17 protein-coding genes are annotated in these 19,916 nt (G+C 58.8%); 8 read left to right on the top strand and 9 right to left on the bottom strand.

What is annotated here, in order from left to right:
• Positions 1–4: 4 nt before the first annotated feature.
• The 8 genes from AWB82_RS16510 to AWB82_RS16475 are packed head-to-tail and all read right to left on the bottom strand — an operon-like array spanning position 5 to position 7,562.
• The gene (locus tag AWB82_RS16510; protein WP_086969002.1) at positions 5–1,633 is read right to left on the bottom strand and encodes a type II secretory pathway protein; all 1,629 of its coding nucleotides are present in this window, start codon (positions 1,631–1,633) and stop codon (positions 5–7) included.
• 5 nt (positions 1,634–1,638) lie between these two features.
• Positions 1,639–2,298 (bottom strand): toxin co-regulated pilus biosynthesis Q family protein, encoded by a 660-nt coding sequence (locus AWB82_RS16505; protein ID WP_407643008.1) that lies wholly within the window; start codon positions 2,296–2,298, stop codon positions 1,639–1,641.
• 5 nt (positions 2,299–2,303) lie between these two features.
• On the bottom strand, positions 2,304–2,729 hold the full coding sequence (locus AWB82_RS16500; protein WP_086968998.1) for a lytic transglycosylase domain-containing protein: 426 nt from the start codon (positions 2,727–2,729) through the stop codon (positions 2,304–2,306).
• Entirely contained in the window at positions 2,726–3,991 is a 1,266-nt protein-coding gene (locus AWB82_RS16495; protein ID WP_086968996.1) for a TrbG/VirB9 family P-type conjugative transfer protein, read from the bottom strand. Before AWB82_RS16495 ends, AWB82_RS16500 begins: the two co-directional genes overlap by 4 nt.
• Positions 3,988–4,788, bottom strand: coding sequence for a transglycosylase SLT domain-containing protein (locus AWB82_RS16490; RefSeq protein ID WP_086968994.1), 801 nt, complete (start codon positions 4,786–4,788; stop codon positions 3,988–3,990). Before AWB82_RS16490 ends, AWB82_RS16495 begins: the two co-directional genes overlap by 4 nt.
• The gene (locus tag AWB82_RS16485; RefSeq protein WP_235023325.1) at positions 4,781–5,980 is read right to left on the bottom strand and encodes a TrbI/VirB10 family protein; all 1,200 of its coding nucleotides are present in this window, start codon (positions 5,978–5,980) and stop codon (positions 4,781–4,783) included. The genes AWB82_RS16490 and AWB82_RS16485 overlap by 8 nt, the downstream gene beginning before the upstream one ends.
• A 53-nt stretch (positions 5,981–6,033) precedes the next feature.
• Entirely contained in the window at positions 6,034–6,906 is an 873-nt protein-coding gene (locus AWB82_RS16480; RefSeq protein ID WP_086968990.1) for a TrbG/VirB9 family P-type conjugative transfer protein, read from the bottom strand.
• Between the two features lie 2 nt (positions 6,907–6,908).
• A complete protein-coding gene (locus AWB82_RS16475; protein ID WP_407643007.1) occupies positions 6,909–7,562 on the bottom strand; it encodes a type IV secretion system protein in 654 nt (217 codons plus the stop codon).
• 1,694 nt (positions 7,563–9,256) lie between these two features.
• On the opposite strand from AWB82_RS16475, the gene AWB82_RS16470 reads away from it, so the two are divergent.
• The 7 genes from AWB82_RS16470 (at position 9,257) to AWB82_RS16440 (ending at position 16,900) form a co-directional block, all read left to right on the top strand.
• Positions 9,257–10,921: a replication initiation protein gene (locus AWB82_RS16470; RefSeq protein WP_086968986.1), complete on the top strand. Its 1,665-nt coding sequence runs from the start codon at positions 9,257–9,259 to the stop codon at positions 10,919–10,921.
• Between the two features lie 921 nt (positions 10,922–11,842).
• On the top strand, positions 11,843–12,535 hold the full coding sequence (gene parA / locus AWB82_RS16465; RefSeq protein WP_086969046.1) for a ParA family partition ATPase: 693 nt from the start codon (positions 11,843–11,845) through the stop codon (positions 12,533–12,535).
• The gene (locus tag AWB82_RS16460) at positions 12,528–13,535 is read left to right on the top strand and encodes a ParB/RepB/Spo0J family partition protein (protein WP_086968984.1); all 1,008 of its coding nucleotides are present in this window, start codon (positions 12,528–12,530) and stop codon (positions 13,533–13,535) included. The genes parA and AWB82_RS16460 overlap by 8 nt, the downstream gene beginning before the upstream one ends.
• A 303-nt stretch (positions 13,536–13,838) precedes the next feature.
• Positions 13,839–14,864 carry a helix-turn-helix domain-containing protein gene (locus AWB82_RS37125; protein WP_143756749.1) on the top strand — a complete coding sequence of 342 codons (1,026 nt, stop codon included), beginning with the start codon at positions 13,839–13,841 and terminating at the stop codon, positions 14,862–14,864.
• A 588-nt stretch (positions 14,865–15,452) separates the two neighbouring features.
• Positions 15,453–15,752, top strand: a complete 300-nt coding sequence (locus AWB82_RS16450; RefSeq protein ID WP_086968980.1) for a DUF4148 domain-containing protein — start codon at positions 15,453–15,455, stop codon at positions 15,750–15,752.
• A 336-nt stretch (positions 15,753–16,088) separates the two neighbouring features.
• Positions 16,089–16,367 carry a type II toxin-antitoxin system TacA family antitoxin gene (locus AWB82_RS16445; RefSeq protein ID WP_086968978.1) on the top strand — a complete coding sequence of 93 codons (279 nt, stop codon included), beginning with the start codon at positions 16,089–16,091 and terminating at the stop codon, positions 16,365–16,367.
• Positions 16,364–16,900: a GNAT family N-acetyltransferase gene (locus AWB82_RS16440; protein WP_086968976.1), complete on the top strand. Its 537-nt coding sequence runs from the start codon at positions 16,364–16,366 to the stop codon at positions 16,898–16,900. The genes AWB82_RS16445 and AWB82_RS16440 overlap by 4 nt, the downstream gene beginning before the upstream one ends.
• Positions 16,901–17,110: 210 nt before the next feature.
• Here the strand turns inward: AWB82_RS16440 and AWB82_RS16435 are convergent, their stop codons facing one another.
• Complete coding sequence (locus tag AWB82_RS16435) at positions 17,111–18,928, bottom strand: phage integrase family protein (RefSeq protein WP_086968974.1); 1,818 nt, start codon at positions 18,926–18,928, stop codon at positions 17,111–17,113.
• Positions 18,929–19,156: 228 nt separating this feature from the next.
• Between AWB82_RS16435 and AWB82_RS16430 the strand changes: the two genes are divergently transcribed.
• Entirely contained in the window at positions 19,157–19,807 is a 651-nt protein-coding gene (locus tag AWB82_RS16430; RefSeq protein ID WP_086968971.1) for a TetR family transcriptional regulator, read from the top strand.
• Positions 19,808–19,916 lie beyond the last annotated feature (109 nt).

Genomic DNA, 19,916 nt, shown 5'->3' with positions numbered 1-19,916 from the left:
GCGCTCACATCGACGGGACGACGGTTGCCGTCAGCATGATCACTTGGAACGTACGACCCTTATTCCACGCGCCCGAAAGACCACCGATGCCGTTGTTGCTGTTGCCGTCATAGCGATTGCCCACTGCGCCGTACAGCACAACCGTCTGTCCATCCGACAGTGCAATGGTCTGGTCGTCCTTGTTGCCGATGATGTCGGGCAACTGGATCTGCTGCAGCGTGTCGCCGGAACCGGTGCTGATGGTTGTGAACGGACCATTGAGCTTCGAGCTATCGCTCCAGTACGACAGGATGATCTGGTTGTGGTCATTGACCGACGGCAGGATGTTCACGAAGTCACCGACCGTCACCGACCCCGGTTGCAGACCCGGCACGCCAGCAGTACCGCCCGAGATGGAACCGAGGCTAGGCGTTGTTGCAGCGAGGTAGCCCTTTGTCTCGAAGGATCCGATCGAAACCGGCAAGCCATTGAGCGTCATCTTCGTTTGGGTGTTGTCCTGAACCGTTTTGCCGAAGGCGTTTAGGCCGCTGATGACTGCGTTGGTGCCTTCCATGGGCGAACCCGGCTTCAAGACGGACAAGCCCACGGTGCCGCCAATTGCAGTTGCCAACGACGCGGGCGAAGCAACCGAGATTGAGTAGCGCTTCAGGCCGTCCGAGATGCGGTTGAAGACGATGTCGGCGCTCACGCCGGCTTGCGACGAATTGCTCAGATCGACCTGCAGGGTACGGACTCGCAGAGCGACTTGACGGGTCGAGATCGCGTTCTCGCGCGCGAGCAACGCGCCCATGCGATCGACGGCTTCCTTGGTGTCGTGAACCATCACCAGGCGGCTTTGTGGATTGACCACGACTTCGCCGAGCGGCGACTTCAGCTTTTCCAGCTCCGACTGGATGATCGCAATCTGGTCAAACGTGCCATCGCGCCCGGTCGACGTGATAGACGAGAAAGACCCGGTATTGCCCGACGTGCCGCCCGTGGTGCCACCGGATGCCTGGTTGCCGGTCGACGTATCCGTGCCCTTCGACATGGTGGACTTGATGGACACCTTGCCCGGGATCGCCGCGATCGTGAACGTCTTGGTGACGAACCGGCTGATGGAAATGGTGCTGCCATCGAACGTCCAGTCGAGGCCAAGGTTTTCCGTCACGCCACGCAGATATGCGCCTACCTTGCAGTTACACGCCTGCGCGTACACCGGCTCAACGTTGGACTTTGCCATCGCTTGCGGCTGCATCGGGGCGCTCTGCCCGTTCCCGCCGTTGGTCTTCGGAATCAGCGCGTCGCGCGGAATGAACACATCCGGGCTCAGATGCACCGGATAACCGGTAGCCGTCGAAACGAGCGTCGCGATTTTGGACAGCGGCAGATTGCCCGGAAAGACGACCGACTTTTCGCGGAAGATCGCGGGAAGTGTCGCTTCATAGGCGACCGGTACCAACCGGTCGCCGAGGAACGCGGTCGGCACTTCCTCAACGAGCGACATCGACTCTGGGCCATTGCCCATCGCGCGCGTGGCTTCAGCATTGGTCGCGTCATACGCATGGTTCACGTCCGATTGCGAGACGGCGCAGCCGGTAAGCGATGCAGCCACGAGAATGGCAACGGCAGATTTGATTTTCGTGAGACGCATGGCGGTTACTCTTGGCAGTTGGCTGCGCGTGCGACGACGCGGATAACGTTATTGGTGTGCTTGCAGACGCGCGTGGGCGTGCGCATGTGATTGGTCGCCTGCATCACTTGCGTGAGCACCGATTTGAAGTCCCCGGTGAACGTCGCGTTGAACTCGAGTGGCAGGTCGTCATCGATCTTCCAGGCGAGTTGCCAGCCCTGCTGCTGCAGCCAGCGATCGAGCGCGTTGCGCATGTTGATGTCCTGCGGCGTGATGGAAAAGGTCAAAAGTCCACCGGGGGCCGTTGCACCGCCTTGGGACGGCACAACGATCGGAGCGACGTCCAACGAGCCGATAGGTGACGGCGCGGCAACACCCGGAAGCGCCGAAGGCGCAGCGCCACCGATCGCTGCCTTGAGCGCGGCAGGAGAAGCGGGAGCAGCAGGAACAACAGGGACCGCAGCCGCAACGTGCGCAGAAGGCGCCACCATCGCGAGCTGTGCGACTGGCGCCTTTGCGACCGGCGCGGAGAGCAGTTGCCAACCGTCACCGGGCGGCGGCGCAAGGCGAGACTGATCAGGCTCCGCTGCAGCAAGACCCGATACGGTCGTCAGTGCAAGACACGCGAACAAGTGGGCCACCATGCGCGCGGTGCGATGCGTTTGAAGAGAAAAAGTAGGCGTCATGTTGGTCAGTTCGCGCGTTGCAGGCGGCGGTAAATGTTGTTGGCGTAGATAAGCTGCTTGTTCGAGGAAACGGCGTTATAGGCACCGACCGCTTTCCATGTCGGACCGAACTGCTTGATGTTCGAAGCGAGGATCCAGGTCCCCACATAGGCGTTAACGCAGGCATCGAACAGGTGTTGCCGGGTGATGCCGAAGCGCCCGAGTTTTGGAAGCCAGGACGAGTTGATCTGCATCAACCCAATGTCCTCGCTTCCATCGGTATTGCGGTTCGTCACATACGGGCGCATACCCGACTCCTGCTGCGCGATCGCGCGTACCACTTGAACGCTGACGCGGTGATAGCGCGCGGCATCGTCAAGACAGTCGGCACGCGCATGCACGGAGACGGCCGCGCACAGCAGCGTCGAGATGTGAATCAAAGTCCGGTTCATGACGCGGGCCGATCGAAGAACCGCACATCATGTTTGCGCAGCACGTTGACAACGTTGCCGTCGGCGTTAACGATGAACTGGTCGGCGGTGCCGTTGAATTTGTAAAAGCGGCCCTTCTGCTCGCCCGAGCCCATGTGCGCCACGTCGGCGACCGTCACCTTGCCGACGGTGTCAGCGAACTTGAAGAACGTCGAACCGTTTTCATCAAACACGCTTTGCAGAGCAGCCTTGTTGGCCGTGTCGAACTCATAGACGGTTCCGGCGACACGGGCGACTTCGACGTTGTCGGTGCCGTTCGAGATCGTGAAACGCTCCGCGCGGTTGAACGTAACCACGTCGGTCGCGTCATCCCACTTCGGACGCAGCGATTTGCCGTCTTGCCCCGTCACCTTCAACTCAGTAGCGGGCTTGGCGGAAAACTTGATTTGAATGTGGCTGTCGTCCCCGTCGCGGATCGCCACTGCGCCCAGCTTGGCCGCGAGGACTGAACCTGATGCGGCAGATGCCTGCGCTTCCGCCTTCTTCGCGATATCGCCGATGGGATCGGCCGCAGCGCTAGCGCTAGCGCTTGACGCGGGCGCCGGAGTTGCAGCGACCTGAGACACCGGGGCGACGTAGTTGACCGCGACTGACTGTGGAGCCGAGCGGCGAAGTGTTACATGGTGAGAGTTGAAATCGACGTCGGCGTACAGGTCGGACGCGGCCACCAGCCGATCGAGCGACTGCATCCAGTTCTCGCCATCACGCGTGCCGAAGCTCGTCGACGTAGTCAAGTCGATGTCTTTCTGTGCCGACCCTGTCCAGCCCTGCGGCACCAGCGCTTTGACCAGTTGTGCGAGCGGCAGCGTGGCGTTCAGAGGCCGCGTGCTCTCGAGGCTGCTGCGCGGTCCGATAAGCGCGAGCCGACCGGAAAATCCAGTGAATCCCGCAGGGGTCTCAGTGCGCGCCTTGTCGCCAATGAATCGATTCGCTTTCTTCCAGTAAGCGGTGGCGCTCGAACCGCCAGCCGAGTAACGAATCACCTCGGGCGTGCCCGGCACAACGATGTACGGACCCTGACTGTGGCCACCGTCGACGCGCAACACCTGGCCGGCGCGCGGTTGGAAGTACGTGTCGCTGCCGTCGTTGAAGACGAGCGCCGGTCGTTCAAGCACATTGCCCGCGATCTCGTAGTCAAAGTCGAGCGGGTCCGTGCCAGCGGCCGCTGCGTTGAGCGTCACCGCGGCGAGCGCGATAGTGAGAAGAGAGAGCGTGTGCTTCATAGACCGCGTTCGATTTGAGAGAGGTGCTTCACGAAGCGCGCGAGGTATTCGCGGCCCGGTGCGGGATTGGCGCTGTGGTAATACGCGACGGCCTTGACGGCTGAGTGCGTGAGGCGGTAGTTCTCGTTGAGGATGTCTTCGGCCACGCGGATATTGGTCGCCGGCGCGAGCGCATCCCAAGCACTCTTGAAGCGCTTACTGTGGTATCCCCAGTTCACTTGCATCAGGCCAATGTCGAAGTCTGAACGGCCGTTGCTGATGAGGTATCGAATGGCTCGGTACGCGTCCTCGCGCGTGCGGAAGAAAAAGCCGCGACCGGCAACGTTTAACGTCCACGGCCATGCGCGCCCGTTATAGGCGGACTCGTTCAGCGCGATACCGGCGAGAATCTTGGGATCGACTGACGTGTGCATGACGTCGAACGGCGCTTGCGCGGACGCGCAAGCCCAGCCACCTTGCCGCTCTGCGATGCTCGCTTGTGCGTCATCGGTAAGATTCGCGGGGCGCAGCCACCCGGCTTTCACAAAGAGGCTTTCGAGGCTGACCGGCGAGCCGTCGATGCTCACGGCAACGCCACCGGAAGCAGCTTCGACCGTTTGGCCCTCAAAGCGGTTAGCCCATGCGAGGAACGGCTTCAGCCCGCAGGTGTAGACCGGCTCGCCCGGCAGCTCGACGATTGCGCGCTTTACGCCGTCATCGAGCACGATGCGCGTTGGGCTGATGATCGAATCGATGATTGCAGCATGGGCGCCGAACGCCATGACAGACAGGCATGCCGCCGCGAGAGCCTTACTCATGGTACGGCTCCATCACGATGTCTTGGGTGACCTGCACCAGAAACTTTTGGCCGGGCTCCACCGTGATCGTCGGCGGGATGTTCTGGTTGCGCTGCATGACGGTCTGGGCCGTCGCGGCCGCGACCTGCCCTGCCGTGTCGCCATATGTCGTGACGCCGTTAGGCGTCGCGGTCGTCGCCGTCTGCGAGCTGCTGTCGAACGCCTTCAGCAAAATCGCCGTAATGAAGCCCGCACCAAAGATCTTCAGGAAGTGGTTGTTCACGTCGCCCGAGAACCCGGCGTAGCCGTTTTGGTCGGCACCTTGCATACCGTTGAGCGGCACGCTCTTGCCGTTGGGCAGACGCAAACTCGTTGAGGCGACCAGCAGACGCTCCTGACCGACTTTGACGTCTGCGCTGTACATGCCGTTGATGAACGCGCCCTTCGGAATCATCAAGCAGTCGCCGCGCAGGCTGTCATACACATCCTCGTCCACCATCAACGCCACGCGACCCGGCTTGTCCGAGTTAAGCCCCTCAACCGTCTTGACGTGGATAACGTGCGGCGACGTCAACGTGCAGCCCGTCGACCGGCCATTGAAGGTTGTCCGTTCGATGCCGCCGCGCGAACCCGCATCGCGGAGAAAGGCGCGGTCGCGATCTTCGGGTGCCTGGCCCTGCTTCGCCAAGGCGATCGCCATCGCATCGGGAGTGTTGGCTCCCGCAGCGTTCCGAGCAGCTCGCACCTCGTCCAACGAAGGGACGCCAGCGGGGAGTACGCCGGTCGACGAGTTCGCCGAACGCGACGCGCCTGCCTGCTTGAAGATGGAAGACGTATAGATCGCGTCTTGCGCCGCTTGGCGGGAAAGCTCGCGCGTGTCCGTGCCCGAGCCTGCGACCTCTTCCTTGAAGTCCGCACCGGTCAGCATCGGTTTGATGGCGGGCTTCGGAGCCGCTGCTTCAGACGCTGCGCGAGCGGCTGCCTCCGACGCCGCTGCTTCGCGCTGCTGACGGATCATCTGGTCGATGTCGTTGTTGTTCGCGGCAGTGGGCGTCTCCGTACTCGACTTGAGTGCGGTCGCCCTCTTAATGCGCGCTTCTTCGTCTGCTTTGTTCGTCGCCTGTAGCTGGTAGTAGAAGCCGAGGCCGCCAATCACAACCGCAGCCAGAATGCCGATGCTCATGATCGCATTGCGTGGCGTTTTGCCTTTCACGAGTGCTTCTTGTTCCGCGCTGGGCGTAGCCGAGTCCGGTTTTTTCGCCACGATCAGAACACCCCGAAGAGGCGGCGGCGACCGCGCGTCACCGTGACCTCATCCTTGCCAGAACGCAGGACGATCTCGTCGGCGAGACGCTGCAGGACGAGGAAGTCTCCGCGGCGAATGAAGTTCGCGACGACACGGTCGCCGTGGTCAAGAATGAACGGAACCGGCCACTCCTGCGCTTTGGCAGGCATGCGCATCCAGACCGCATGGCCGTCGTCGAAGACTGTCTCGGGCGTGAACTCGGCGCGGCCATCGACACTGTAGTCCCAGTTCAGCTTGTCCGGCGCCACACCGATGCTTCCAGAATCGGCACCGCCGCGACTGCCAGTCGCCGTCGCGTCGTCGCGTGCGCTGACGCGAGCCATCGGCGCGCGCGGGTATTGGAAGCGCACCGTCTGATAGAACATCCCGCCCGCCGGCGACGCGATAAGCGTGAAGTCGTACTCGCGCAGATTCGTCGTCAGATGCAGCGTGTTGACTAGATCGGCCTTGTGCGGCTTGATGAAGACGTGGTTCATCTTGTCGTCGTCGATTTCCCACTGGACGCTGTCGCCCATCGCGGGGTCAGCAATCAGCTTCTCGCCCTTTTCCAGTTCGATCGTCGTCAGCTTGAGCGGTGCGGTCAGCACGCGGTAGATCTGGTCGCGGCTGTACGGGAAGACGCCGATGCGCGCATCGCCCGGCATCGTCAAAGGATCAGCGCCGCCGTTGAACGGATTGATCGGGCTCATGGGGTCGCCAGCAACCATCGCGGCATTGAACGCCGAGTCGCCGCTGGCTTTCTTAGCTAGAGCCGGTTGCGTGAGGAACGCTGCGCACACAGCGAGAAGGCACATGCCGATGACCGGCCGTTTGTTGAGAATGGTTGCGGTCATGCTTATGCGGTCCGCTCAAGGCGGAAGAACGGAATGAAGATGCCGAACGGGTTCGTCGTCAGCGCCTGCTCAGCAGTGGGCGCGACGATTTGATAGCGCAACGTCAGCGCGTACGACTTCACGTCCGGCTTGCCCGTGGCGCCAGCCTGCGAGGTCGTCGTCGTGAATTCGACGAGTACAGTTGAGTCTTCGAGCAGCGCGATGTTGCGCACGTCGACTTCGCGGATCAGTTTCTGGTTTGCCGTGATCTGCTGGAACGGTGTGTCGGCCTTCAGCCAGTCGCGGAACTGACCGGCTGCTGCGCCGATCATCTGTGCCTTCACCGCGTTGATGTTGGCGGTCATGCGCGAAGTCTCGAGGCGGTCCGACAGCACCGGCTCGATCGTGAACCAACGAACGGCCATGTCCTTGACCGTCGTGCGCACAGCTTGCGAGTCGGGCTTGTAGGCGACGAGCTCGGTCACGATCGGGTGCCCGCCGGTATCGGCAGACACGCCCACAACGCGAGTGACCGAAGGCGCAGGTTGCCGCGTCCATACCGCGCCGATGGCAATCACGGCAAGGCCGAACGAAATCAGCATCCAGCGGTTAGCCTCGAGCTTTAGCTTCGTGCTTGTCTCGAAGATAACTTGGCTCGGATCTTCCTCCGCGTACATGCCAGGAGCCGTAGACAGCACGGCCCGACGCTTGTTTTTAAAAAGACGCATGGCAACCCTTTATGAATGGTCACCATTGAAACAGCACGAGCGTCCTCCGTTTTTTCGAAAGAAGGCTAATTTCGTGCGCCATTTCCATGGTCTAGCGCACATCAGAACCAACGCGCGGTTGCCATGATGGGCGGCATTTCATAATACGAAAAGCGTGCCGAATAAGGGGGATGTGCATATTCGGCACGTTTTGTAACAACGTCTTTTTCCTTTAAATACAAGGACGTGACGTTGGGCACGGCGAAAACGGGACACTCTCCGGAGAGCGTCTCTCATCGTCCACGGACTCGTTTGAGCCCTTGTCTTAGTGAGCCAAGAACCTCCCGTGCCAAGGTGTGCGTCGAAGGCGGTTGAGTCAAACACCATCGCGGAGGCTAACGTTCCTGTCGGCGCCGGGCCGGACGGTAGGCATCCGTTGTTCGAGTATTGCTGAAACAACCGCACGTACCTGATTAAACGGGCTGGAACTTCTTTGCCCGGCGGCGTCGATTCGTAGCACGCCGTGCTCCTCGATCGTCCAGATGTCGCCGTCAGGCCCAGCAAAGGACTGCCTGCCAAGGCTCGCACTTGTTCCGTTTGATCTTTCGATCTTTCTCTTTTGAAGGTCGCCCCTCTTCTGGGCCGACGAAGGCGACATCAGTAGCTATCTGCGCAGGAGGGCATCGAGCAGTCACGTCGGTGACTGGTTTCTAACTCGCTTTGGAGTTGTTGTTGATCGGGGTGCGTCCGGCGGTTCCGTGCCGGTGGGCCCCTCGAGAGTACCCATCGCATGTGGACCCGATCGCGCCGATGAACGCAACTTCCAACCCTCGGGGGCGACCACGCCGTAACACTCGTTCAGGGATAAAGGCTCGTGTGGTCCAACGCCGACGCATACAAGCCATGTCGTCGATCGGTGCGGAGACACAATTCCGAACCAACGCCTAGCGTGGCTGAGGACTACACCTATAGGCGTAGTCTTTCACCGACATACGTAGCCTTAAACCACCACAAAGGTAGTCTTGCGGCTCCCGACAAAAGTAGTCCTGAACCGCAAAGACTACAGTTCTTTGGGTTATCCCCACTAGAAATGTAGTCCTATGAGCTTAAACGAGCTTAAGAATCAAGGGTTTAGGCGACGTTAACAGATGAGATTTGATTGATACTTAGAGATCAGATCGACCCCGGAAAGATCGGCACCAGCCCATTGAAGGCACAAGTTGAGGCTTCGACACCTTCTGGTGCTCGACGAACCCGACTTAGCCGATCCTTCCAAGACTACATGTCTCGGGGTGCTACCACCGCCTATCCGCAAAATTCTGCGAAAAGACTACATCTATCGGGCCCCTTTCCTCAGGAGGCCCCTATAGATGTAGTCTTCACTGGTGGTTAGTGCCCCTGCGCATCCATTATGGGCTGTTACGCCAGTTGGAAGCTCGATTTCCTAAGCGTAGTCAGTCAATGCGCCAAATAAATGTAGTCTTCACGGTGGTCCGGTCCGGCGTTGAGTAGTAAATAGGCTCATGTTCCGTCTTTCGCCACGGCAAATGTGGTCTTCATTGCCTCGCACTGTCAAAGAACCGAGGGTTCCCCCGCTGACTGGGGCTTGTTTTTGCCTTGGCCGTCGCGCGTTGTGGTAACGCAACATACTCAAGACTACTTTTATGGGCGCATCCCTGGTCGTTGCGACCGTCGATACCCGCATAACTTCGCCCTCAAGACTACATTTATTGGTGACCGGCGCGACAAGACTACATACCTTTTTTGACATGGGGCTTGGAGACGGTCATAGTAGCGCCTACATCGTTGGAGGGAGTATGGGCGTCAGGAACAGAAAAATCGAAAGCCAACTCTTGCTCCCGGTCGCTGCAGCGACGTCAGGCGCTTCCCACCTTGCTACACGGGAGGAGTCGACAACCGCGTCAATTGCCGAGCTCGGCAGCGATGCCGTGGAGGTTCTCACTGAAGAAGACGAGGCTGCGCTTCTTGAGAGGCTATCTTCTACGGACATGGCGCGGCTTTATTTGAGCAACGAATCAGAGGGCAAGAGAAACTACCAGCAGAGTCTCGATCTCTTCAGGGAAGGGATCCCGGTTACCCAAGTAAAAGAAGAACTCCTTCTGAAGAAAGTCAGCCAGCGAGTACGGTTTATAAACCCGCTAAAGCTTCTGCAGAGCAAGTTGCATAACGCTCTCATTTTCGTCGCACGTCCGACAATGTCGACGCAGCAGGTCTTCTCGGTCTCGCTTGATTATCTATCGTGGTTAGTGGACCACAACGTGAACGACTACGCCTACTTGAAAGCGTCACTGTCAGAGATGCAGCAAGCGCTTATGCAGATCCCGGATGGTAATCGATGGTTCTCAACACAGATGATTCAGGATGTTCTAATCGAAGGGACGACCCTACACTACAAGATTCCGGCGTTCCTATGCAGGCTCTACGCCGCGCCGGATCGATACCATCACGTCTCCATGAGGATGAACGCGCGATTCAAAAGCAAATACACCCTGAACCTATATGAGTTGTTGCGAGAGAACCTGTGGCGAGGAGAGACCGGTTACATGACGCTCGACGAATTCAGAGAGCGAATGGGCGTTGGCCAAGAGGAGTATACGGAGTTCAAACGTCTGAGTATGAGAGTGATACAACCGGCACTAGTGGAACTCGAGTCGCTGGGCGACATTTTCGCCTCGGTGCGATATGGCCGAGAAAAGCGATTCGTCACTTCACTTAACTTCGTCATAGTTCAAAATCCCAACAGCAAACTATTGTCTGAGAGTGCCTACCTTGACCCGGGCCGGTACAAAGAACTTCGGGAAGAGTTCGGCCTCAATCAGAAGCAGATTAAAGAGATTGCAGAAGCTTTCCCTATAGAACGGATCGAAGCGATATCTGATGTCTTGTTGTATCGCTACGTTCTCAACAGACAGAAAAACCCCGTTAAAAATTGGTTCTCCTTGTTTAAAAGTGCCCTGCGAGACGAAGAGGATCGTTATCTACTAACGAATTCGGAGAAGGCCGAACTCTCACTGTTCAGAGAAAAGCGGCAGCAGGCGGCGCTGTTAGAAGATAGTCAACGCCGTGAGCGGGAGTTGGAGCAGCGACGGACCGCAGCCCGGAAGCATCAGACCAATCGGATGGATGAGTATTGGGCACAACTTCCGGAAGGCAGCCGCCAGGAACTGTGGGACGGCTTCCTGAGCTCTCCGGAAGGAAAGCATTTCCGACAAGCTCGAAAACTGTCGTCCGGGAGCAGGCCCGACGTCACCCACCCGCTTGCAAGGGCGAGCTTTGCCGATTATCTCAATCGGTTAGCAGTAATTTAAGTGTTTCCGATAATAATATAATTTGTCAAATCTTCTCAGCCGGGATCCATGTGGGTCCGTTCGTGACAAGCGGATACGCCTCGAACGTCTCTTACCCCAATCACGGCTCACCACTCCAGTATCCGCTATCAAAACGTCTCGGGCGCACATAACCGGACGCGCTTTCGTCGTTACACATGTGCGTTGCGGCCTCATCCCTCACTACCGCGCGGTAAAACGCGCTAACGCCCATTTCTTCGTCTGGAAGCCCCCTCACCGCTACCTTGGGTGATATCTTCCAAGGTCCGCACGGTCTCAAAGCCTTTGCTGTTCGTGCGGCAATGGCGGCAATGTAGCGACCAGCGACTGCGGCGCGGGCCGGGTTACTTCACTACCACGTGGTAGCCACGCAGACTCAACGGCGACGGCTTGTGTACGCACTACCACGTGGTAGCCACGCAGACTCATGGGCGACGGTGCACGGCACGTGGTAGCCACGCAGACTCATGGGCGACGGTTCGTGCCTACCACGTGGTAGATGCAACCTCTTGGATCCCTCGCCGCAGCAGTCGCCCACGCTTATGGTAGTGCGATTCCATATCTCGCACGCGAAGTAGGCGCTGACACCGTATTGGGACCAATTCCTACGATGGATAGATTGAATCGGTCGTCCGTCGACGGCCGACACTGGCGCGCATCAAGCCGGCGGTAAGGCGACTAAGTGCCCCGCGGTTGCGGCCGGGGGTGTAACGGATAGGGATGACTAGTCCTACGGCGAGGGCATGTTAACGACGAGCCGGTTCGATCGATCGCTACCACGTGGTAGTGCCAATTCCGCAGTAACCTGGTAAGGGGGCTCGGAACCTAAAGTAATTTCTAGATTCTCACCGCGCTTGCTTGTAGAATCGCAAGAAAATCTTTAGGCATATACCGGAGCCGATGATGGGACTCGTAATCGCAGTCGCGAATCAGAAGGGCGGGGTGGGAAAAACAACAACAACGATGAACCTAGCTGGAGCCTTTTCCGCCTCGGGCTATCGTGTTTTTGTTGCCGACGCGGATGGACAGCAGTCGTGCATGAGTTGGGCTGCGACTGCAGATCCCGAAAAGCCGCTCCCTTTCCGCGTGGGGGCGGTCCGCAAACTTGAAAAGAACATCGGCAATGAGATCGGGCGATTGGCGGACGACTACGACGTCGTTCTTGTCGACTGTCCCCCGAACATCGACGACCTAACAACCGGTCGCGTCCTAGCAGTTGCCGACGCAACCATAGTTCCGACCAATGCGTCGCCTCTCGACCTTTGGAGTAGCGAAGGGATGATGGCACTGATTGAGCGGACACGGATCCATAACAAAGCCGGCAAATTTGCAATTTTGGTCAGTAAAACAAATTCGAAAACTGTTCTACACAAGCAGATGAGCGAGGTGTTACGGGAAAGCAATGTGTTGCTCCTACGAACCGCTGTACGGCAGCGAGAGGTCTATCCGCAGGCGGCGGCACTAGGACGGACCGTTTTTGATGTCCGCGGGATTCGCGGCGTGAAGCCGGCCAAAGAGGAAATAAACGCTCTCTTCGACGAACTCGTGGAGTTGTTAAACAGCGAGGAAGAGACTGCAGAGGTGTCGCATGGCTAAGTTAAACCTAACTAGCCGGGTCAGAGCCGGCATGGCTTTGGAACGTCAATCTGCGGAGGCGCGCCTGCAGAAGAATGCAGTCGCCGAGACTGCGCTGAGGGAGGCCGCAACGGTTGTCGGTGTGCCGCCGTTTCACGGCGATGACGTGGCGACAACAGTCCCGAGGCAAAAAATCAAAATTGCAGATACGGTTTCGAACCCGTACAACCCTCGAACTTTTTATAGCGCCGAGACGATTGATGGCTTGGCTCGTAGCCTAGAAGTAGACGGACAACTTGAGCCTATTAAGGTAACTCGGCTTTCGGAGTTTCCCGGAAAATGGGTGATTATCGACGGCGAACGGCGGGTACGCGCAGCAAAATCACGCGGCGCAGAATACATCGACGCGGAGTTGCACGAAGAGCGCCTGGAAAACAAGGCGCTTTATCTTCGAGCATACAAGGCGAACAAAGAGCGCGACGCGCAAACGGTTTTCGACGACGCAGTCGCGTGGAGCCGCCTTCTCGAACAAGGCATTTACCGAGATTACTCAGAGCTTGCCGCGGCCGTGAATGAAGCGCCGACACACGTGAACAAGGTGATACTTCTTAACAGTCTACCTCCCTCGTTCTTAAGCCGGATGGCTCAATCTTCGGCTACTGTCGGTCTTGCCCATGCGTACAACCTCAAGCTCATTCTCGAGCGAGGAGGGCAGGCCGTAGCCGAACATTGGCTTCAAGAGATCTTGGAAGGCCGAGCGAGCGTGAGACGGCTTGAACAAGCTGCTTCCGCAGAAGCACCGACGCGCCGGGCAGGTTCGAGGCGTGTTCATTACCAATCGCGAGTTCAATTCAAGCGGCGTGATGGTGGTCCTCTTGGGGAATTGAAGTTGTTCGCCGACGGAAGGACAGAACTTAGTCTCCAAGGCGTCGATGGCGAATCTCAACAGATGCTAGCTGAGCGCATGAAACAGCTTATCGAAAGTTGGACCCGCGAGCTTGACGGCGAGGCCTCGGTGTAATGATTTGAGGTGCGCAGAGGCGTGGAAGTCGCCCGACGATGAGGCGTCTTGTTCCTCACCGCCAGCTGAGGTAGACATCCAAAAAGTCCGCTCGCCAATTCAACGCTGAGTGCTGGACGACGGGGGCGGCAGCAGAGCCGACGCGGCCGATGCGTGAGTGAAGAAACGCAAGATTCTGGCCGGTAGGACGGACCCCATTCGGTTTACACAAAGGCCGAAAAGAACAACGAATTCACCGCCTTTCGCCGTTTTGCGCTGCGCTGCCACATCAGATAATCGCCGTGACAACGGGACAAGAAACAAATGACCGCACTCGCTGGCACACCGATATCTCGCGATCCTCTCGCACTTGCTGAGCTCTACCACTCAGGCCTTGGCACCTCATGGACAAATCGCCGCGAAGCGGTCACTGCATTCGCCCGGTTCACTCCGAAGGTGACTGCGGCAGCACTGAGTCGCGCCATTAATGTTTCGAAGCTGCCTCCCCCTGTATTGGCATTGTTTGAAACGGCCGGAATTTGGCACGAGACGGCTCGACACCTTGCAGGAATAGTTAGAAAGCACGGTGCCGACGTCCTCAGTCAGCGTGCGATAGAAATTGATCCGCTAGGACTGCATTGGTCCGAAATCATCAATCTTCTTGACGGACGGGATGCTCGGTCGCCCCAACGACGCTTTCGCGCGATTGCGCCGTTGACACTTGCCGCCGAATACAAGCGAGGAATTGAGGAGGGACGATGGACGTCGACGACCACTGCCGTCGCCGCGTGTCCGACGTGGGACCGGACGGTTCTGCAAAAAGCGATCGCCATCTCAGAGCTACCAGCCGAGGTGTTACAACTCTTTGAGCTGAAACGCCTCACATACGACCTCGGCGCTATCCTCGTAAAAATTCGAAATGCTATTGGCGAAAGCGAGCTGACTGCTCGTGCGAAAGAAATCTTGAGCGCACCTCGCCGTAGAACAACCGATGAGATTTTGGCGAAGCTGCTCGATGTGCGGCCGGAGCAGGGAGTGGAATTGGTAGTTCGCCGAGAAAAGACGTCAATGGTCTTTGAGTTCAAGGTTCCGCTAAGTGAGACCGAAGAGCTGATGACTAGTACTAAGGAGATAGCAGCACTGGTCCAGGTGGCGATGATGACCGTACGTTTCAAGCGCAACACCGACCCTGATCCGGGTCGGTCCAAAGCACGCTGGGCTGACAGCAAGGAGAAGCGCGCAATAGCCAAACGAATGGCCGCAGCTGGAAGGTCGCTTCGTGAGATCGCCGCGGATTTAGCGGTTTCGAAAACGACGGTTGCTCGTTGGACTTCTGAACAGAAGCAATGAAGGTAACGCGGCGTCGCGAGAAAAGTCAATATACTGAATTTGAGGAGCCATCTGATAATTGCTTGACGACGCCCCCACGAGCATTGGAGCAAGCAGCCGAAAGGCGATGAAGTGCTGTATATCCATACAGTTCCCAGATGCCGCTTACTGATTTCTTGCCGGTCAGCTACCACGAACTTAAAGTGCCTTGGTGCAGGTACAGGGGACGGGATCTCGGCGTGCAGCGTCTCGTCCTAGAGGTACAGCGCTTCCGCGGCGTTGTCGACGAGGCGTACCAGCGTCAGCAGGTAATTGAAAAGTGCTGGCGAGAGCAGGGGCATGGTCAACGCGTCGCGCTCGAAAAGCTGCGATGTCTTACTGAACAACAAAAGGACGCGCTAGCGAAGAGCGGCACCCGACGCCGAGTTTCACCGGTGAAACTGCGAAAAGACGAGGCCAGGTCAGTCGGTTTGGTTAGGGTTATCCCGAATACCGCAACGATGTGTTGTTGGATCGCTCATCAATATTAAGCGGACGCTTACCTATACTTAGATCACTGAAACGCAAACAGGGCTGTTTGCGAAGAACAAAGATCTGGAGGTAAGCATCATGAAACTCGCAACTCTCATCGTCGCCGCTGCTCTCGCTGTCCCGGCAGTCTCGTCCTTCGCGCAAAGCCAACCGGTGACGCGCGCGCAAGTTAAGGCAGAACTGGTGCAGCTCCAAAGAGCTGGTTACAACCCGAGTACGGAGCGGACGACGTACCCGGCAGAGATCCAAGCTGCCGAAGCAAAGGTCGCCGCACAGAACGGCCAGAATAGCTACGGTGGCGTCGCCGACACTGCATCGGCATCGGGCGGCCCGGCTCACACCGGCAGCAGCATCGCTCCGGTCTATTTCGGTCACTAATCGACCGAGCGAGCCAAGTAGCTCGCGCTAGGTACTAGAGAACTGGCCGCTGCCGGGATACGGCAGACGGCCAGTTTCCTTATCGGAACCTCCGCCACCGGCGTAGCCGATGGCTTGCCCAGCACTTAACTCGTCCTGGCTTTTTTCTCTTGAACCACGGAAAGAGTCGTGAACGCATGATGACGTGCGTCGCTGGAAACGCTCGCCTAGACACCGACAATTCGCGCCGATGAACGAATCGGTCGGCCTCCGCCGTACGCCTTCAATACGCACAATTGACGCAGTCCCATGTTATATGTACACTTTGAAGGTGTACAAATGCTTAAGGAGTCTGCTATGCCACGCACTGCGGTTGAAGATAACCAGCGAATGAATCTACGGGTGCCCCCTGAGGTGAAGTCGCGCCTCGCACGAGCGGCGAGCCTTAATCATCTCGACCTGACCAGCTTCGTGACCCAAGCCGCGCTGCGCGAGGCGGATGCGGTGATCGCGGCAGCGGAAAAGATCAAGCTCTCGGAGGACAGCTATCTACGGGTCCTGTCACTCTTGGAGAATCCGCCTGAACCAAACGAGAAACTGCTTGCCGCCGCGAAGGCGATGCCGAAATCGGTATGACTTTTCCGACGTGGCATGAGGAAGCTATAGGCAAACAACACGATCGTGGCGCTTTCGATTGCGCCGAAGAGGAGCTTAACGGCTACCTGAAAAAATACGCACGACAGAACCATGAGAACGGCGGCGCCAAGACGTTTCTAGCCATTGAGGACTCAACGGGCGGCATTCTTGGCTATTACACTCTGGCACCCTGTTCGGCACTGTACGAGGAAACTCCGGAATCGGCTCGAAAGGGCTTGCCTCGCCATCCGGTGCCTGGCTTCCGCTTGGCGCGTCTCGCCGTTGATAAAAGCGTTGGCGGGCGGGGCCTCGGCACGCAGTTGATATTAGCGGCCGGGCGTCGCTGCATCAGGGTCGCCGGCGAAGTCGGCGGTGTGGCACTGTTTATCGACGCAAAGAGCGAAAGGGTTGCGGAGTGGTATGCGGCTAGGGGCGCAATGCGTCTAGTGGGCGTACCGGAAAGCCTTCCGATACCGATGGTGATCTCACTCAAGACAATCGCGGCCGCTTTGAGAGTTGCGAATCAGCTTTGATGGCGGAACGCATTGAACGGACGCCGCTGGCTGTTGCACGGGGTCACACAACGATCTGTGAAGAAAAAAGCCCGCTCACGCGTCGTCGAAACGCACATCGCAGACTTCGGACGCGCGTCGGCGGCGTTCATCAAACTGACCACGCGGCGCCTACTTTGCAGCTGCGGACGTGCAGCATCTACGTGAAAAGACCGAACCGCGCGCCACTCCTTAATCGTTCCCAGGAGCGTCGTCTTTTGGACGGCGATAGAACTGGGCGGCTTCCCGCAACATCCGCTGCTTTTCAGCTTGAACATAGATCGACGTCGTCTGCAGCGACGCATGTCCGAGGATCTTCTGCACCACATCGAGGGGCACGTTCTCGGCTGCTGCGTGCGTGCCGAAGGTATGGCGAAACGAGTGCGTCGACGTACCGACTAGCAGTTTCATCTCATCGGTCGTCAAATCTCGCATTTCTTTGATGATCCGTTTCCTGACCCACTCCACCAGTATGTTGATCCCGTTCGCGTGATACCCGAGTGGTTTCCCATCGGCATGCTTGCGTTCGGCTCTTCCTGTCGAGGGGACGAAAATCGGTGCGAGTAGTGGGCCGGTCGATGCGCTCTCGAAATCCTCGCCGCGATCACGCCAGTGTGCCGCCAGCGCTTCGACCGTGGCGGGACTGACGGGCACGGTCCGCTCCTTGTTTCGCTTACCGACGATCGACAATTGCCACACGATATCGTCGCCGTCCCCGTAGGTGGTCGGCGACATTCTTTCTCTACGCGCGCTCGCCAGTTCTTCACGGCGAAGACCCGAGTCGGCAGCCAGGAGGAGCGCGACGCGCACCGATCGCCAATGGCTCGCCGTGTCGGGCTTACACTGGCTGTCGATGTAACCCCGCATGCGCGCCCATAGGTCGGCGGGCAGGGCGCGTTCGACCTTCAGCAGATTCTCGCGTTCAACAATGACGGGGTCCGATACTGCGGTCCAAGGGTTGCCTGCCAGATAGCGGACGTCCACCAGCCACGCGAACGCCGCGCGTAGAGCTCTGACGGCGTACAGCTGACTTTCCGGGCTCAGTTCGGTTGCCGCGAAAGGCCGCCAGCGGCCGCTTCCCCGTGGCTGGCGCGTACCAATGAAAGCCGGCGAGGGCGCTTTGAGGAAGTCGCGATAGGCCTCGCAATCGTCGGCTAGCAGAGAACTGAGCGGTTTGCGTCTTACGGTCACGGTCCAAAGAAGGAACCGCTCTAGCTCCTTGGTGTAGGCGCGCAGGGTTTTCGGTTGCTCGCGATAACGGTGCAGGTAGGCGCGGATCGCCTCGAGGTCGTTGTGCGCCATGATGTACGGGAAGCTGGCGTGGCGGTTGAGGCCGCCGGCGCCCGATAGTTCGCTCGGCAGCCGTACGCGCTCCAGTGGTGCCAAGACGCCCGGATCCGTATCGATCGTTACAAGTTCGCCTTCCGGGGCCGAAAACGGATCGTCGAGCGATACGTCCGCGCCGACGCGCGCACCGATCGCGTCTTCGTTCTGACGCAGCCACGACACCACCCGTTGCGCGCGACCCGGCCCAATGCGCGGAACAGCACGCCACCAACTTCCGCCCCGGCGGTTACAGAAGTCCACCAGATCGACCAGTGTGTGGATGCCAGCGTCTTTCAGCCGTCGTGCGACCAGCGGCCTGAACCACATGCCTACGCCATGTGTCGGCTCGGGCTTGGCGACGGCCAAGAGCGCCGCCTGCTCGACCATCTTCAGCGTGACGGCCGTCAGGCGCGCGCTACCGTGGGCTTTGGCCGACGACCTCAGGTGGTCGGCCAGCACCGACGAGCCATGTTCGAGCGCCAGTTCCACCAGCTCCGCCTGCATGCGCCGCAGAAACGACTCGACCCAGCCCGGCGTCGCTTCGTTGCCGTCTTCGTCTTCAGAAAAATACAGCCGCGTAATCGTCGACGCGGGGATGCGCTGCACATACGCGCGCAACGCCGCGAAGTGGTTGCGCGTGTACGCGGCGCGGCTTTTCGTGACGGTCTGCGGTTTATTGGCCATGGGCGGCTTCTTTTCGTTCGTCGGAGGCCCGTCTGTACGGGACGTAGATGCCCTACCCCTAATTTTAACCATTAAACGCAATGGTGATAATAGGATTTATCACCATTGATGGATTTGTAAGATGAATCATCGTGCCTGCCCGAAACCGGCGCTTGACGCGCCCGGCGGCCACCCTCAAGCGCGGCGCGCATAACCCAGGTGTACCCTGCATCGCCGGAGGGGACGACCATGAACGAACCGAGAACCAGAAGGGATCCAGAGGGCACGCGTCGGCGCATCCTGGAGGCGGCGACGCAGCAATTTTCAAACTGCGGACTGTCGGGGGCCCGCGTCGACGCCATTGCAACGGCCGCCGACACCAACGAGCGGATGCCCTATTGCTACTTTCAAAGCAAGGAAGGCCTGTACGTCGCGGTCCTCGAGGCGATGTATGCGGAATTTGCCCGTCATGAGGTGAGCCTTGACCTCGCGGGGCTGCAGCCTGCCGCCGCGATACGAACGCTTGCGCTTTCCATCTGGGAATACTTTCGCGCGAACCCGAGATGGCTGAATCTCATCAACAACGAAAATCTGCATGAAGGGCGCTACCTCGAGCGCTCGCCGAAACTGACCGAGGCGATTTCGCCCGTGATTGACTTGGTGCGCGGGACCTTGGCGCGCGGGGCCGCCACGGGGGATTTCCGGGCCGATGTGGACGCCTTGGATTTCTATGTCACGCTGGCCGCCATGGGTTACTACCTGGTTTCCAATCGGTTCACCCTGAAAGCGTTCGTCGGACGGGACTACACCGAACCGTCGACCACCGAGGCGATAACTGAGATGCAAGTCGAGATGCTGATTTCCTACTTGCAGCCAGCCGCGCCGGCCGCCTCGCCGTAAGCTTCCACGACCTCAGCACACTGACGAGGCGGCAGGGAATGGGTCGGCCGAGGCGATCCCCACACGCGGAGGAGGAGAAACACCAAAGCTTGGAGAAGGGACGGCGCGA

It is taken from the genome of Caballeronia glebae (genome assembly GCF_001545035.1).
Lineage (GTDB): Bacteria > Pseudomonadota > Gammaproteobacteria > Burkholderiales > Burkholderiaceae > Caballeronia > Caballeronia glebae.
The sequence above is the reverse complement of the archived record's forward strand: the minus strand, read 5'-3'. Positions and strand labels throughout refer to the sequence as shown.